This window comes from Reichenbachiella sp. MALMAid0571 (genome assembly GCF_040151475.1).
In the GTDB taxonomy this organism is placed as follows: domain Bacteria; phylum Bacteroidota; class Bacteroidia; order Cytophagales; family Cyclobacteriaceae; genus CAXBNB01.
Map to the genome: position 1 here is coordinate 44,301 of NZ_JBDKWG010000121.1, position 16,348 is coordinate 60,648.

The 16,348-nt window shown below is 39.6% G+C and carries 15 protein-coding genes; 11 read left to right on the forward strand and 4 right to left on the reverse strand.

The window, feature by feature from the left end:
• Window positions 1-77: 77 nt before the first annotated feature.
• The 9 genes from AAOP42_RS08830 (at window position 78) to AAOP42_RS08870 (ending at window position 11,114) form a co-directional block, all read left to right on the forward strand.
• Window positions 78-3,575 carry a SusC/RagA family TonB-linked outer membrane protein gene (locus tag AAOP42_RS08830; protein ID WP_349528129.1) on the forward strand — a complete coding sequence of 1,166 codons (3,498 nt, stop codon included), beginning with the start codon at window positions 78-80 and terminating at the stop codon, window positions 3,573-3,575.
• A 16-nt stretch (window positions 3,576-3,591) separates the two neighbouring features.
• Complete coding sequence (locus tag AAOP42_RS08835) at window positions 3,592-5,064, forward strand: RagB/SusD family nutrient uptake outer membrane protein (protein WP_349528130.1); 1,473 nt, start codon at window positions 3,592-3,594, stop codon at window positions 5,062-5,064.
• A 73-nt stretch (window positions 5,065-5,137) separates the two neighbouring features.
• Complete coding sequence (locus AAOP42_RS08840; RefSeq protein ID WP_349528131.1) at window positions 5,138-6,490, forward strand: DUF4832 domain-containing protein; 1,353 nt, start codon at window positions 5,138-5,140, stop codon at window positions 6,488-6,490.
• 29 nt (window positions 6,491-6,519) lie between these two features.
• Complete coding sequence (locus AAOP42_RS08845; protein ID WP_349528132.1) at window positions 6,520-7,380, forward strand: PKD domain-containing protein; 861 nt, start codon at window positions 6,520-6,522, stop codon at window positions 7,378-7,380.
• Between the two features lie 202 nt (window positions 7,381-7,582).
• Window positions 7,583-8,557 carry a helix-turn-helix transcriptional regulator gene (locus AAOP42_RS08850; RefSeq protein WP_349528133.1) on the forward strand — a complete coding sequence of 325 codons (975 nt, stop codon included), beginning with the start codon at window positions 7,583-7,585 and terminating at the stop codon, window positions 8,555-8,557.
• A gap of 16 nt (window positions 8,558-8,573) precedes the next feature.
• A complete protein-coding gene (locus AAOP42_RS08855; RefSeq protein ID WP_349528134.1) occupies window positions 8,574-8,939 on the forward strand; it encodes a DUF1801 domain-containing protein in 366 nt (121 codons plus the stop codon).
• A gap of 73 nt (window positions 8,940-9,012) precedes the next feature.
• Window positions 9,013-9,321 carry a hypothetical protein gene (locus tag AAOP42_RS08860; RefSeq protein ID WP_349528135.1) on the forward strand — a complete coding sequence of 103 codons (309 nt, stop codon included), beginning with the start codon at window positions 9,013-9,015 and terminating at the stop codon, window positions 9,319-9,321.
• A complete protein-coding gene (locus tag AAOP42_RS08865; RefSeq protein WP_349528136.1) occupies window positions 9,321-9,941 on the forward strand; it encodes a GyrI-like domain-containing protein in 621 nt (206 codons plus the stop codon). Before AAOP42_RS08860 ends, AAOP42_RS08865 begins: the two co-directional genes overlap by 1 nt.
• Window positions 9,942-10,031: 90 nt before the next feature.
• Window positions 10,032-11,114 carry a DNA alkylation repair protein gene (locus tag AAOP42_RS08870; RefSeq protein WP_349528137.1) on the forward strand — a complete coding sequence of 361 codons (1,083 nt, stop codon included), beginning with the start codon at window positions 10,032-10,034 and terminating at the stop codon, window positions 11,112-11,114.
• Window positions 11,115-11,138: 24 nt separating this feature from the next.
• On the opposite strand, the gene AAOP42_RS08875 is transcribed toward AAOP42_RS08870, so the two are convergent.
• The 3 genes from AAOP42_RS08875 to AAOP42_RS08885 all read right to left on the reverse strand — a co-directional run bounded on the left by AAOP42_RS08875 (window position 11,139) and on the right by AAOP42_RS08885 (window position 13,139).
• Window positions 11,139-12,017 (reverse strand): alpha/beta hydrolase, encoded by an 879-nt coding sequence (locus tag AAOP42_RS08875; RefSeq protein ID WP_349528138.1) that lies wholly within the window; start codon window positions 12,015-12,017, stop codon window positions 11,139-11,141.
• 51 nt (window positions 12,018-12,068) lie between these two features.
• A complete protein-coding gene (locus AAOP42_RS08880) occupies window positions 12,069-12,665 on the reverse strand; it encodes a TetR/AcrR family transcriptional regulator (RefSeq protein WP_349528139.1) in 597 nt (198 codons plus the stop codon).
• 126 nt (window positions 12,666-12,791) lie between these two features.
• Window positions 12,792-13,139 carry a 4Fe-4S dicluster domain-containing protein gene (locus tag AAOP42_RS08885; protein ID WP_349528140.1) on the reverse strand — a complete coding sequence of 116 codons (348 nt, stop codon included), beginning with the start codon at window positions 13,137-13,139 and terminating at the stop codon, window positions 12,792-12,794.
• A gap of 103 nt (window positions 13,140-13,242) precedes the next feature.
• Here AAOP42_RS08885 and AAOP42_RS08890 point away from each other — a divergent pair, with 103 nt between their 5' ends.
• Window positions 13,243-14,238, forward strand: a complete 996-nt coding sequence (locus tag AAOP42_RS08890; RefSeq protein WP_349528141.1) for an acyl-CoA reductase — start codon at window positions 13,243-13,245, stop codon at window positions 14,236-14,238.
• A gap of 49 nt (window positions 14,239-14,287) precedes the next feature.
• Window positions 14,288-14,638, forward strand: coding sequence for a hypothetical protein (locus tag AAOP42_RS08895; RefSeq protein WP_349528142.1), 351 nt, complete (start codon window positions 14,288-14,290; stop codon window positions 14,636-14,638).
• A gap of 1 nt (window position 14,639) precedes the next feature.
• Here the strand turns inward: AAOP42_RS08895 and AAOP42_RS08900 are convergent, their stop codons facing one another.
• Window positions 14,640-15,527 carry a cation diffusion facilitator family transporter gene (locus AAOP42_RS08900; protein ID WP_349528143.1) on the reverse strand — a complete coding sequence of 296 codons (888 nt, stop codon included), beginning with the start codon at window positions 15,525-15,527 and terminating at the stop codon, window positions 14,640-14,642.
• Between the last annotated feature and the right edge of the window lie 821 nt (window positions 15,528-16,348).

Below are 16,348 nucleotides of genomic sequence, written 5' to 3' on the forward strand. Positions count from 1 at the left end.
TTCAACTTTGGACGGTATGCAGCAACCAACAAGACTGTCATTGATTAAAATAATGTAAAATCAATAAGCTTAAAATTATGAAATTAAATTTACTGAGACAACTGTACTTTATGAGCAGGCTGACATTTTTCGGAATTGTGATACAAACTACACTGTGTGGCCTTTTGGTAGCAGGCGACATCAATGCACAATTTAAGTCCAAAAGCCTTGATGAAATTACCTGGAATCAAAATGTTTCCGGAGCTAGTCTGGCGGATGTTCTGATTACCATTCAGGCAGAGACAGGGTTTGTTTTTGCTTTGAATGAAACCTTGGTTGATAAAAATCAAAAGGTAAACCTGAAGTTTAAAAGGGGTACATTAGGAGATCTTTTGAGGGTTATATCCAAAGAATATAAGGTTAAATTCAAAAGGATTAACAATCAGATCCATGTGGCACACAATCCTGATTCTGAATTCGATATTGAAGAAGATTACGGAAACATTATTGTGGATGTTGACATATCAGGAAAGGTAGTTGATGAAAAGAATGAGAGTCTGCCTGGAGCTACCATAGTGGAGAAAGGTACTACCAATGGTACTACTACAGATTTGGATGGGAATTATAAACTATCGGTTCCTGACGGAGCTACTATTACCATTTCTTTTGTAGGATATGAAACACAAGAGGTAGTTGTAGGCAATCAAAGTGTCATTGACGTTCAAATGGAAGTGGATGCTGCTCAACTCGACGAAGTACTTGTAGTAGGCTATGGTACTCAGCGAAAAAGAGATGTAGTAGGAGCGATATCATCCGTGAAAAGTGAGGAACTGGTAATGTCATCTACAGCTTCGATAGGCCATGCGTTGAAAGGGAAAGTTGCCGGTTTGCAAATCCGCCAAAATAGTGCTCAACCCGGTGGAGGGTTGGATATTTTGATCAGGGGAGCTGCGTCTATCAATGCAAGCAACGAACCTCTTATTGTAATTGATGGGTTTCCTATTACCAATTTGCAGCAACCTGCCAGTGGCAACAGGTACGATGGAGGTACTCAGAGTATATTTAATTCATTCAATCCCAATGACATAGAGTCTGTAGAAGTATTGAAAGATGCCAGTGCTACAGCGATATATGGTGCCAGAGCTGCCAATGGTGTGATTCTTATCACTACCAAAAAGGGACTTGAAGGAGATGTAAAAGTAGAGTACTCGTCTTCTTTTTCTTATCAGAAATACAATGATAGCTACGACACCTTTGACAAACCTGAATGGATGAAACTAAGAAATGAAGCGGCATGGGAGCAATGGTCTTATATAAACAGGGTGTATCCTTATAGCGACAAAACCCTCGAAGAAGCAAATGCCGATCCGGTCAATGGCATTCCATTTAAAAGGTTTTATTCTGATGCGGAAATAAGAAATGCTGATGCTGGAACAGACTGGCTTTCACTGGTTACCAGAGACGGGACTATCCAACAACATAATGTCTCTGTAAGAGGGGGGTCTAAAACTACCAAATATTTGCTTTCCGGCAATTATTTTAATCAAAACGGGGTGATGCAAAACTCCGCATTTGAGAGGTACTCGTTTAGATTGAATATTGATCAGGAACTTAACAAATACGTGAATTTTGGGATCAAGCTTTCTGCAAGTAAGATCAACAATCAAAATACTCAGTTGGGTGATGCCGGATTTGAACAATCGGGAATCATTCGCTCTGCAATACAACAAGGCCCGCACATCGAAGCTATTGATGAATTTGGTAATTATCCAATCAACCCTGATAATGCACTGGAACCCAATCCATATTCTCTGCTCACTATTTCCGATGAAGGTGGCATAGACCGGAGGTTGACCAATTTTTATTTGGAAGTAAAGCCATTTGAAGGACTAACTGCCAGGGTTCAGACTGGTATAGATCAAGGATTGAGTACCAGAAATACTTATTTGCCACGAACCACACTGTGGGGCAATCTGGAAAACGGAAGGGCGTCTGTAAGGTCTGAGGAAAAAAATGATAACCTTCTGGATTTCACTTTGAATTACTCAAGGTCATTCAATGAAGACCACAGTCTCAATGCGCTGGTTGGATATTCTCAGCAAACTTTCAATTCAGAAGCTAAAAATGCCGGTAACAATGATTTTATTACTGATGCATTTTTATGGAACAATCTTAATGCCGGAGCTGGCACTAAAGTGGTAGGTTCTACCAAATCCAAAAATAAATTTGTGTCTTACTTTGGAAGGCTTAACTATGTGTTTAAAGACAAATACATTTTAACTGCAACAGTACGTAAAGATGGAGCAAGTGTATTTGCAGACAACAATAAATATGGCATTTTCCCTTCGGCAGCCATAGGTTGGAATATCGCCGATGAAGCATTTATGAGTGGTGTCAGCGATAAAATTTCGCAATTGAAATTAAGATTGAGCCACGGGCAAACAGGTAATGCAGATATCGGAGGCAATGCATTTGCTGCTTATTATGCACAACCAGCCTATTTGAATCCAAATGAGTCACCTATCATCGGGGTTTTTGCCTCTCGATTGGACAATCCTGATTTGAAATGGGAAACTACCACTGAAACTAACTTAGGTCTTGACTTTGATTTTTACAGGGGTAGAGTGTCAGGTTCACTCGAAATTTACAACAGAGAAATCTCAGACTTACTGACTGAAAAACCAATAAATGCTTATCATGAAGTAAATACCGTTTGGGCAAATATTGGTAAAACGCAAAGCAAAGGAGTAGAACTTACTTTGAGCACTGTGAATATCAACAAGCAGGACTTTAAATGGAGAAGCACGTTTACTTTTTCCAGATATCGGGACAGATGGAAAGAAAGAGCTCCAGACTGGAAACCATCCATCTTTGAAAATGCTGATGACCCTATCCGTTCGCAGTTTTTTTACCTGTCGGACGGGATAATGCAAATAGGCGAAACCGTAGCTGCACAGCCAACATTGCTGCCGGGACAAATAAAGCTTCAAGACCTTGACGGTTTCAAAAGAGACGCTTTTGGAGATCCTGTGGTGGATGAAAATGGAAGATTTATCAAGCTAGGGGAGCCCGATGGTATTATTGACCAGGCAGATCAGGTACTTAAGGGATCTTCTGATCCGGGATTTATTGCCGGATTTAGCAACACATTGAGGTACAAAAACTTCGAATTGAATTTTCATTTCAACGGAATGTTTGGGCGAAGCATTGAAGATCGCACCGATTTGGTTTATGGTGTAACTGCCGATGGAACCGTTTCACAAGGGTATAATGCACTGAAAAGCGTACTCAATAGATGGACTCCCGAAAATCCTTCTACTACAAGGCCTAGTTCTTTGTATGGATATTCTCAATATTCGGCAGGAGACTTTTTTCTACAAGATGCATGGTTTGTCAGGCTTCAATACCTGTCTTTGTCGTACAACATTCCCAATAAATTATTTGGAAATGTAATTTCAAACGGTGCTATCAGGTTTGATGCGCAAAACCTTTTTCTTATCACTCCATACAATGGAATTGACCCGGAAACTGATGGTATTATCGCTGCTTATCCTAATGTGAGGACATTTACATTGGGTATTGATCTGAAATTTTAATCCAAAACACTGAGAAATGAAAAATCTAAAAATATTCATGGTTGGGTTATTTGCCATTCTGTTTACAGGTTGTGAGCAAGACCTTCAGCCCGTAAACTTTGATGAAATCAACCCAAGTATTTTTCCTGCTTCTGAAGCAGATGTTGAAGCCATACTGGCTTCTGTTTATCACCCTTTAAGGGGGTCTTGGTGGGATGGTATCCACTCTACTTCCGAAAGGGGGATCATGTTTGTTCTTGATGCAACTACTGAAATACTTCATGGTGGTTTTGGTGTTCAATTGAGTGCATCAGTTCACAGTTACAATCCCACCACTACAGGTATTGTTTTTTACTATGACTGGTATCATAATAAAATCAGCCGAATGACTTTGAGCATTGACAGGATAGAAAAATCCGATGTAAATGAAAATGTAAAAAAACAGGGCATAGCCGAAATAAGATGTGCCAGGGCTTTGTTGTGTTATGAACTGTTTGATATGTATGGGCCGTTGGTAGTAGCTCCTTTGGAGGTGTTGCAAAATCCGCTGATTGAAGCACCACTTGCCAGACTATCGCACGAAGATATGGTCAACTTTATAGAAGCGGATCTAATTGCTGCTGCTGAAGATTTGCAGTCTCCCGCAGATACTCCTTATGGCAGGTTTAGCCAGGGAATGGCGAGAATGCTTTTAATCAGACTGTATTTGCATGAAAAAAGATGGGCAGATGTAGAAGAGCAGGCCAATGCTATTATGGACATGAATCATTATGAGCTTGAAGAAGATTATGTAGGATTGTGGGGTTTAGAGGCACCTGTAGATAGCAAAGAGGTGATCTGGGCGATTCCGGCTGATTATGCCGGAACAAGCGAAAATCAATGGCAGTTGATGGTGCTACCGGAAAACTATCCGGGTAGAGGTGGATGGAGTACCATTCAAAGTACCTGGATGTTTTATGATTCATTTGAAGCAAATGATATTCGTAAAACCATGCTAATTGCTGAATATACAGGAACGGATGGGATTACCTACAATAGATCCAATACTGGAACCAATATCCAATACGGCCCTATTCCATTAAAAATAGCTACGGATCAGGATAGAAATACCGGATTGACCACTGTTGATATGATTATTTATCGATACGCCGATGTGTTGCTGTCTAAGGCAGAAGCATTGGCGAACAAAACCGGAACACCTGGTCAGGAAGCAATAGATCTGGTGAATATCGTCAGGGATAGAGCGCAGTTAGATCCTTTGGATTTGGCAGACTATTCAGATATTGACGCTTTCAATGAGATGATTCTTGTGGAAAGGTCGCATGAGTACTGGTGTGAAAATGGACAGTATCGTGCTGATTTAATCAGACACAACAAATACACCGAGCACGCCAATTTACTTCATGGTGCTGCCAGCGAGAGTGCTGACTACAAAAACGTTTTCCCGTTTTCTCTGGAAAGAATTAGCGAAGGAAAAGGAGAATTCAAACAAAATCCAAAGTACAATTGATTCTACGTTAGTGTGTGTTTCGGCTCATAATTGTTCCGGGATACACACTAATTTTTAAAGTTGATTTGAAATTATGAAGTATAAATCAATAGTATTCCTTCTTTCTGCTCTAATGATAATTAGCTGTGGAGGAGGAGAGGTAGAACCGGTAAAAAAGTCAGAGGTCATCTATGAAGTTACCGATGAAGTGATCTCCAATCCGGAACGTGGTTTTGTGCATGCCTGGTCTGTGTTTTCTGAAGGTACACCTGTGAGTGTAGAAGCCCTCAATAATTTGAAGAAAGAACATGTGAGCCTTGTGTGGAGGGTCTATTATTTAGAAAAATTTAAAGATTCGCCTTTAAGTGATGCTCAGCTGAGTTTGGTTAAAACCGATTTTCTAAGGATGAGGGAGGCAGGTGTCAAATGTATTGTGCGTTTTGCATATACAGATTCTATGGAAAAAGATGATGCTCCCTATAATGTTATTGAAGGGCATTTGGATCAGCTTAAACCTGTTTTTCATGATAATGCCGATGTTATCGCATTTTTTCAGGCTGGATTTATAGGTGCATGGGGCGAGTGGCACACTTCAAGTAATAATTTAACAACATTGGAAAACAAAAAACTTGTGATCAACAAGTTGTTGGAAGTGTTGCCAAACGAAGTGAAACTACAGCTGCGTACTCCCGCATTTAAGCAGGAATTTTTCGAAGAGACCGAAGCAATGAATGCTGACGTTGGTTACTCCTCTGACAATATTGCGAGAATCGGTTTTCACAATGATTGTTTTATGGGTAGTTCGGATGACTATGGTACTTATCAGGATGTCAAAGCAGAGAAGTTGTACATTAGTCAGGAAGCTTTGTTTGTGCCTACAGGAGGAGAAACATGCCCTCCTAGTGGTGTTCCTTCTGCTTCGTGCAATACTGCCGAAACGGAAATGTCGCTTTTGAAATGGTCGTATCTCAATTTGGATTGGTATGGCCCGGTGTTGGACTTGTGGAGAGCCAATAGTTGTTTCGAAGATTTCGAGAGGAAGCTTGGATACCGGCTTGCATTGCTGTCTTCAGAGCTTGAGCCAGGCACTAGTTTAGGCCAGATGTATAATTTGAAAATAACCCTGGGCAATTTTGGATTTGCTCCGGTTTACAATGTGAAGAACACATTTCTAGTTTTACGAAATAAAAGTGACAATAAGTTGCACAAAGTAGAATTGGACTTTGATATACGTCGTGTTGTTCCAAAGGTCGAATATACGTTGGCAGAAGAAGTGGATTTGTCGGGTATTCCTACAGGAGAATATGAGTTGCTTTTGAAAATCGAAGATCAATTCACAAGTCTGGCTGATAGGCCGGATTTTAGTATTCATCTGGCAAATGAAGGGATTTGGGAAGAGGAGACCGGAATGAATAAGTTATTACACACGTTGATAATTACGCAATAATGAGTTTTAAAAAATTAAATAATATAATTATGAAAAAGATATATTTATTGATGTCTATAGTAGCGGTTGTGCTGGTAGCCGGCTGCTCATCTGACGATGATGGTGACATGGGAGTTAAACCTGTTGCTGATTTTTCTTATGCAAATGACGGAAGCACATTTACATTCACCAATCTTTCAGAAAACGGTTCTACCTACAGGTGGGATTTTGGAGACCTTGGTTTTATTTCTAATGAAGAAAATCCAACTTATACCTACGGAATAGGAGGAGAAATACTCGTTTCCTTAACTGTTACCAATGAATTAGGTGGAGAAGATTTTATATCGAAAACTATTGTAGCTCCTGAGATCATCATAATAGATATAGAAATTGATGGTGAGTTTGATGACTGGGAACATGTGGAAGTAGCGGCAGAAAATACTCCTGGAAATGGCTCTGTTCAGACCATGAAAATTTGGACGGTAGGTTCAAAAGTCAATGTATATCTAGAAGGCAATACCAATATGCAAATGGAATTGGTGGATATGTACATCAATTCAGATGGAGACATCCAAACTGGCTTTTTGCATTCACAGTGGTCGGAAGGTTCAGGTGCAGATTATTTGTTTGAAGGCCCAATGGTCAGTAATGGATGGGGTTCTTTTTATGAGCATACTGACCCGGCAGGAGGCTGGGGGTGGAATGCCATAGCCGGATCGGGAGCTAGTTTGGTTTCGTCAGGATCAGTGAGCATATCGGCAGAAAAAAATGCAATTGAATTTAGTATTCCGAAAGCAGCCTTGGGTTCACTTGGAGAAACAATTGGTTTTGCATTTACCGAAATGACTTCCGGTTGGGCTTTGGTTGCCAATTTCCCTGAAGCCAATTCTTTTGTAACAGTGGAGCTTTAAAAGTGTATGTGCCAGAAATAGAACAATCAGTTTTTAATTGAATATTGATTGTAACAAAGATGAAATGATGGAAAAGCTACTGTATTTTGATGCAGTAGTTTTTTTGTTAAGGTATTATTGTGATTTTCCTTAAGTTGATCATATCTTGAATCGTAAGGTTTTAATAATTTGACAAGTCATCATAAATCTATAATTTGGTGCAATGAACCGCATCGATCGCCTCACCGCTATTTTAGTAAAGCTGCAAAGCAAAAGTGCTACCTCTTCTCAAGAACTTGCTGACCATTTTGATATTAGCCTGAGGACAGTTTACAGGGATATTCGGGCTTTGGGAGAAGCCGGAGTACCGATAGGCCTGGATCAGGGCAGAGGCTACTTTATCGTTGATGGTTACCATTTGCCGCCGGTAATGTTGACCAAAGAAGAAGCAGGTGCAATTTTATTGGCGGGCAAGCTTATGGAGAAAATGGGAGACAAGTCTGTCTCTGCGGGTTTCAATAGTGCATTGATGAAAATCAATTCAGTGTTAAAGGGAGAACAAAAAGATTTCGTGGAAAATCTCGACAAGTACATCTCCGTTGTTAGACCTCAGGTTCCGAAAAACGAAAACTTTCCCGATCATTTTTTAGCTGATTTGAAAATAGCCTTGGTGAATCATAGATTGGTGGAGTTTGATTATTATTCCCAATATACAGATAAGAGTAACCTGCGACAGGTGGAACCTTTGGGTTTGGTTTTTTACTCTGGTCATTGGCACCTGATAGCTTTCTGTCGTTTGCGTCAGGATGTGAGGGATTTCAGAACGGATCGAATTATGAAACTGCGGTTGTTAGAAGATCACTTTGAGCCGAAATTTAATGGAGAATACAAGCACCTGATCAGAAGTGTAATGCACGGGAGTGAGGTGCAAGAGGTGAAAATAAAAGTTTCATTTGAAGTTGCACGGTTTATATCAGATCAAAAATATTACTACGGATTTGTCAGTGAAGAAAGAAAAGTGGAATATGTAGAAATGACTTATATGGTAGGGAATTTAAACTACTTTGCCAGATGGTTGATTATGTACGGGGCAGAGGCAGATGTAGTTGAACCTGCGCAATTAAGAGAAGAAGTGGTAAAGGTTGTGAACGAACTTAGTGTACATTATGCTACTGCTGACATAGGGTTGTCACCATGATGACACATATTTGGGTATGAATGCAGTAGAATCTTTTATAATGAACCTGCCAAAACCTCATGCCAAACTGATGTTTGAATTGCGTGATATCATTCTTCAGTCTTTGCCCGGATGTGAAGAGAAAATCAATTATAAAGTTCCGTTTTATTCTTACCTGAGGGGGCTTTGTTACTTGTATATTCCTGCAAAACAAAAGGATATAGTGGCTTTAGGGTTTTGTCAGGGTGCGCAACTGAGCAATGTTCATGGTCTTTTGACTGGGGATGGTAAGTTTGTCAGGCTTATTGAGTTTGATATTCGCCAGACTTATGATATGGATTTGGTACGTGAAACCATTCAGGAAGCAGTTTTGCTACAGGAAATTCTATACAAGAAAAAATAATTTATCACCACTGACATAGGGTTGTCACTCCGCAGTTTTTCATTTGTCTTAAACAAACAATTAAAAGAGCAATATGAAAGATCAGGTAGTAGAACTTGTCGTTTACGAGGTTAAAAAGGAATTATCGGACGGCTTTATCCATGACATCATACCAAACTTCAGGAAATTGATTCTGTCATTTGGTGGGATTGTTTCTTATCATACTTATAGTTCACTGAACAAAGATGGTGTCTATTATGACCATGTAGTTTGGGAAAATCCAGAGTCTGCAAGTGTGGCTATTCAAAAGTTTGAAAAAGTGAGAGAAGAAGGCAAGCACAAAGAGTTGCTAAATTCTTTCGAAAAAGTAGTATTTATGGATCATTTTAAACTGGTATCGTAATGGAAGTGATGGCACAAAAAGTTGATTTAAAAAAAGAGTTTCCTATGTATTATAGAGCGGGTAAAAGGCCTGAAACAATAGATGTGGAAGAAAGTGAATTTTTGTCATTGTCTGGAATGGGAGCACCGGAAGGCAATCTGTTTATGGATAGCATTGCAGCCATCTATGCTGTGGCTTACGTCGTAAAAAAAGGATACCAACAGATCGGGCTGGATTTTGTCGTTCCCAAGCTCGAATGTTTTTGGTGGGTAGAATCTGACCTTTCTTTCGACGAAACACCGAGAAAAGAATGGTTTTGGGAGCTGCTCATACGAATGCCGGGATTTGTTGGAGCAAAACAAGTAGATGATTGTATTGCTGAGGTAATTCAAAAGAAAAACATTTCTTTAGCGAATGAAGTCTATTTGAAAAATTTCGCAGAGGGAAAATCTGTTCAGATAATGCACATAGGATCTTATGAGGAAGAGAAACCCTCGATTGATAAATTATTGGAGTATGTGGCAAACGAAGGATTAGAAATATGTGGGCATCATCACGAGGTGTATATTTCAGACCCACGAAAAACTCCTGCTGAAAAGTTGAAAACGATACTTCGCTATGCAGTGAAGAACAAATATTAAACATGAAGGCTGGAATTATATTGATCCTTCTCAAGGGTATAACTTTAGGAATGGTTTTACCATCTACTTACACATCCAATAAATTTTGATATGACAAAACCTCTTAAAAACTATTTCGATTCTGATTTTGTATCTCGTCTGGCTGACGAACTTGTTGGTGTATATCCTTTGTTCGATTCCGTGGGCTTCCATAAGGCAGTTATAAACAAAGATTGGGAAGACAGAGAGCTCAAAGGCAGGATGAGACATATATCGGTTTCACTTGGAGTTTTTTTACCGGAATATGAGGTAGCAGTAGAGTTACTGAAAATAATAGCACCTAAATTCAATGGTTTTACTGCAATGGTATTTTCTGATTTTGTTGAGGTACATGGACTGGATGCTCCGGATATTTCTCTGGATGCATTAGAACATTTCACCAGGTACTCTAGTGCTGAATTTGCTATTAGGCCCTTTATCATTGAGTATGAAGAGCAAGCCATGAAGAGAATGTTAGTTTGGTCAAAAGATGAAAATCATCACATAAGGAGGCTTTCTTCAGAGGGGTGCAGGCCGAGATTGCCTTGGGCTATGGCGTTACCTAAATACAAAAAAGATCCTTCACCGGTTTTACCCATTTTGGAAAATCTAAAAAATGACGAATCTGAATATGTGAGAAGGAGTGTTGCCAACAACATCAACGACCTCACAAAAGACAATCCTGATATTGCTTTAGAAATTGCAAGATCATGGTTTGGCAATTCTACAAAAACCGACTGGATACTTAAACATGGGATGAGGACATTGCTGAAGAAAGGCGATCAGGAGGCTCTTCGAATTTTTGGATTCAATGAAAAAGTAAATGCAAAAGTCTCTGACCTGAACTTATCCGAAGTTGAGGTGAAGATAGGGGAAGAACTCCAATTTGATTTCAAAATCACCAATTTGGATTTGAAGAAATCTTCATTGAAAGTAGGTTACATGGTGGGGTATGTGAAGGCTTCAGATAAAGTATCGGAAAAGATTTTCCACGTATCTGAATTGACGTTTGAGCCAAAACAGACAGTTTCATTCAACAAGAAATTGTCATTCAAAGACCTGACCACACGCAAGCATTATCCGGGTGGTCATTATCTGTTTATTGCGATCAATGGAAAAGAAATGGCAAGAGTACATTTTGAAGTAACCGGATAAAATTGCCAGGATTAACATTCATAATTAAGAGGCTATTTTTGACTTACTTTCTTTGAGTTCAATACCTTCAGGTGACGCTATAAAACGCATAATCGAATTGATCACATGCTCATTCCAAAGCATTTTGTAATGCCCTATGCTTTCAAGTGTCACCAGTTCTGAGTTGTTCCATTTTTTATGCACTGCAATAGAGTTTTGATAGGGAAGAACTTTATCCTGACGGTCATGAATGAGCAGTAGCTTATTATAATTAAATGACTTGTGCATGTCTTCAATATTCATTTCAGCAACAGGTTTCCCAATGAGTTTTTGAGCCATTTCCAGAGTTTTTTCGAACGCCTTATCACTTAATTTGACAAAGGATTGATAACCTTGCAGCACTTCCCCGAATTTGTTGGGGTTTGTTAGCAGGACTAGTTTATCAATATCGAATCTGGAGTCGGCCAAAGAAAATGTGCTGACTGCAGACCCAAAGGAATGAGCGATTACCGAGAAGGGCTTATCCGGATACATTTTTTCAACTACAGCCAAAAAATATTCCCGACAAATTTTGAGATTGGCTCGTTTAAGTTTGGAAAACCCATGAGCAGGAAGGTTAAATGCTACTACATAATATCCTTGTTCCACCAGTTGGAAGGCTATGGCAGCCATACTTCCGGCGTTGCTGTCCCACCCGTGTACCAGCAGTACTAAAGGGTTTTTAGGATCACCCAATTCATAACAATCAATGTCTTCTAAATGATGGGAAATTCTAAAGTGGCGGCTAAGGTTGTAAAATTGCCTTTCATTTTTTCGGACAATTTTTTTCCTTGTTTTTTGGAAAAGAAGAAATGCATGTTTTCCGGCCAGAGTAGGTGTAATCATGGAAAGCGTTTTGAAATAGAGTTTAATTATGCGTATCATAATTTTAAAGGATTATAATATACCAAACGGTATATTTATGTTTAAATTTTTTTATTTTTTCAATTCTTCATCAATCATTTTGTCCAAAAAATCCATCATTTCGTGTAAGTATGTTCTGTCATTCATGGTGACAGCCATGAAAATGCTTCCCTCCATTAGTGCAAAAATCCTATAGGCGTATTTTTTTGGGTTAACCGTCTCTTTTATTCCTCCGGTATCTATCCCTTTTTGAATTAAAAAGACGAGATTGTTTTGAAAGTCTGTAATCACCTGTTGCACTTTTTGAAGCAACTGAGGATTATTGTTCTTGGCATCTACGCCTATATTTAATATGGGACAACCACCCAACGTATTGCTGTAATCGTGGTATCCTCTATAGAATTCAGTCATTGCATACAACTTCTCTATTGGAGTTTTTACCTTTCTGGTGTAAGATCTCATCTCTTCAGAGATTTTTTTTATATTAAAATCAAAGGCTGACAGAGCAAGTTGTTCCTTGTTTGCAAAATTACCATATACAGCTCCCTTCGTAAGCCCTGTTGCTTTGGTTATTTCAGCCATACTGGTGCCTATATAGCCGTGTTTGTTGAATACCGGGGCTACAGTTTCGATGATAAACAGGGAAGTACGTTCAGCTTTTGAGAGCATTGGTAAATTAATTTCTGGCAAACATATATAAAAAATACCAATTGGTATAATAAATAGGGATTATTTTAAGCATAAAAAAAGGGAATGATCTCCTCATTCCCTTTCATTCGAATATTTATATGGCTTCTATTCGTTGTGAAGCCATGCTTTTTTAGCAAGCAATTCTTCTTCGGTTTCTTCATAATCAGGATCATCCACACAACAATCTACAGGACATACCGCTGCACATTGTGGTTCTTCATGAAATCCATTACACTCGGTACACTTACCGGGTACTATATAGTAAAGTTCGTCCGATACCGGTTCTTGATTTTCGTTTGCATCTACTTCTGTTCCATCCTCCAGTTCTACTTCTGTGAGTGCTGTGCCACCTGCCCAGGTCCATTCAATTCCTCCTTCGTAAATGGCAGTATTCGGGCATTCCGGTTCACAAGCTCCGCAATTGATGCATTCGTCTGTTATAATGATTGCCATTTTGTTCTGTGTTTATTGTACTTAAAAAGTTAAGTGTGCAAAATTAAACATTAATTTTGCCCGCCAAAGATTTTGAATTATTTAATCCGATAAATTCCGAAATATGATAGACAAAGACAGAATTGTGCCATTCGTCCAACTGGGAGACTATATTGATGCACTTTTGAATGGTGATGATAAGGAGTTTTTTCAGGCTGTTCAAAATCAAAACAACTGGTTTACAGAAGAAAGTGTCAGGTTTTCATTGTTGGGTATCAGGAAATTTTTGGATAGGGAAATACTTGAAAAATGGACTGGTAATTATACATTACCCAAAGATTCGAATAAACGAATAGGGGTGATAATGGCTGGTAATATTCCCCTGGTTGGATTTCATGATTTGCTTTCTGTACTTATATCTGGGCACCATATTATGGTGAAGCCCGGATCACAGGACAGCTTATTGATGACCAAAATAATTAATACGCTGATAGAGATTGAACCGGAATATAAGGCCAGGATAGAAATCGTAGAGAGACTCAATGATGCAGATGCTTTTATTGGTACGGGTAGTGATAATTCAGCCAGATATTTCAAATATTATTTTGGAAAGAAGCCACATATTATCAGAAAAAACAGAACTTCTGTTGCTGTTTTGACTGGAAATGAATCAGAAGAAGACATTCACAATCTGGGGAAAGACATCTTTACTTATTATGGACTGGGATGCAGAAACGTATCAAAGGCCTATGTGCCTCAGGGGTATAGCTTCCAGTTTTTCCTGGACTCATTGCAGCAGTTTGAGTCAGTGGGAGACCATCATAAGTACAGAAACAATTATGATTACAATAGGTCAATTTATTTGGTGAATAGAGAGCCTCATTTGGACAATGGGTTTTTATTGGTAAAAGAAAGCAAGGAATTGGTGTCTCCTATTTCGGTACTGTTTTATGAGCAATATGAGAGTAAAGAGGAGTTGAAGTCTGTTTTGAAGGAAAATGAAGGCAAGATTCAATGCATCATAGGAGAGGAGTATATTCCGTTTGGCAAGGCGCAAGAACCGGAGGTGTGGGATTATGCTGACGGGGTGGATACACTGGAGTTTCTTAGCCAGTTGTAGTTATGTTTTTTTTGTTGAGATCAAAAGATTTTTTTGTTAAATTAGTAAGATGAAAAACGAAGAAAGAATTATAGAAATCCTTGCAGAATCTTTGAGAAAGCAAGACAGGCAGGAAGAATTGTTGACCAAGCTAGTTGAATCTCATATAAAGCAAGGGGAAACCATGGAAAAGCATGGAGTTATATTAGAAAAGCATGGAACAATATTGGAACGACAGGGTTCATTGATAGAAAAGCAAGGAGTCATCCTTGAAAAACAAAGTGGCATCCTTGGTAAGCTGTTGGAAGGACAGGAGCGGCTAACAACAGAATTTCACAGGATGAATGATCACTTGCTCACCAAACAGAATAAAATGGAAGACCGTATCGTGCGCCTTGAGAATAAAGTCTTTAAAGCATAACTCAGCAATCCTTCAACTCACAATCTTCTTCTTCGCAATCCATCTCTATAGTGACATGATCTATGGCATTTTGACTTATTACTTCTCTTACTTTAGCTTTTAATAACATTTGTTCCTGCATGTCAATGCCTTTTTTCAATACGATATGTATGCTCATGACATGATAATTGCCATCCATACTCCAGATGTGCATGTCGTGAATGCCTTTTACCTTTGGGAGTAACATGATCTTTTGTTTCAATGTTTTTTGATCCGGCTCGGAAGGGTAAGCCTGAAGTACAATTTTAAAACTCGTTTTCAGGTTTTTGAAAACATTATAAAGAATAAATCCAGTAATCAGCAACGATAAAACAGGATCGATAATGGGAACCGAATAAAACATCATTACCATGCTGGCAATCAACACTGCTGCCCAGCCCAATACATCTTCCAGCAGGTGGAGAGACACTACTTTTTCATTGAGGGATTTCCCTTTTTTCAATTTAAAAACAGCAGCCCCATTTACGATTATTCCTAATATGGACAATATCAGCATACCTTTAGCATCGGGTTGTACAGGATTCCAAAGCCTGGGTAAAGTTTCCCTTATTATAAGGAGTGACCCTACCACCAGTACTATCGAATTGATGATAGCTCCCAACACTGAAAATCTCTTGTAACCGTAGGAAAATGTTTTATCCCTGCCTTTTTTGGACAGCTTTTGAAAGTACCACGACATTCCCAGGCTGAGGCTATCTCCCAGGTCGTGAACAGCATCGGATAGTATCGCCATGCTATTCACATACAGCCCACCGATAAGTTCGATAATCGTAAATACCAGATTCAGGAAAAATGCAACTTTGATATTTCCTACATCGTGGTGGTGCTCATGTGAGTGCTGATGTCCCATTTTGTTTAACTATTTTATTGTCTAACCCTTATTCTGTCTTTTAGTTTTCGCTAGTTGGCCGTTGACCGTTGACTTTTAATAAAGATAGAGAAAAAGCGAAATTCATCCATTATTAATACTTGGATTTACTCTGGAATTAAAGCTTCTTCCTTCACGAATCCGTTCCGAAACCTGCCTGTTTCATCCTCTCTTTGCGAATCTTATCCTTCCTTGACCAGTTTTTCCTCCTTCCTCAGACTCTTACTGCTTTCACTCCGAAGTACCTCCCTTCGCAGACTCCCTGACTGCCCCAGGTAGTTGTTCTGCGATCCCAGGGTACGCCACCTCGCCGGATTTATTCCGGCGTCCCTTCGGGTTTTCTTACATAGTCAGCTCTGCACACCAGAGAAAACAGACATATCTCGGAACACCTGCCTGGGGCAGTCAGGAATCTAGTGAGGTGGTGAAGCAGAGGGGTGCCGGAATACCTGCCTGACGGCCGGCAGGAGTCCGGCGAGGTGGTTACTCCCTTCCCGGATTTATCCGGGACTTATTTCTTCCCAAAGCTGTTCTATTCTTTCTTCCTATACCTGTTTCATCTTTTCTTCTCAGACTCCTGCTGTCTAGGCAGTTGTTCTGCGATCTGTCTTTTCCCCAACTGTCAATGCAAGAAAACTCCAAGGGACACCGGAACAAGTCCGGTGAGGTGGATACTTCGAAATACCTGCCTGGGGCAGTCAGGAATCTAGTGAGGTGGTGAAGCAGAGGGGTGCCGGAATACCTGCCTGACGGCCGGCAGGAATCCGGCAATGTGGTTGCTTCATACTAAGGTTATTCAGACA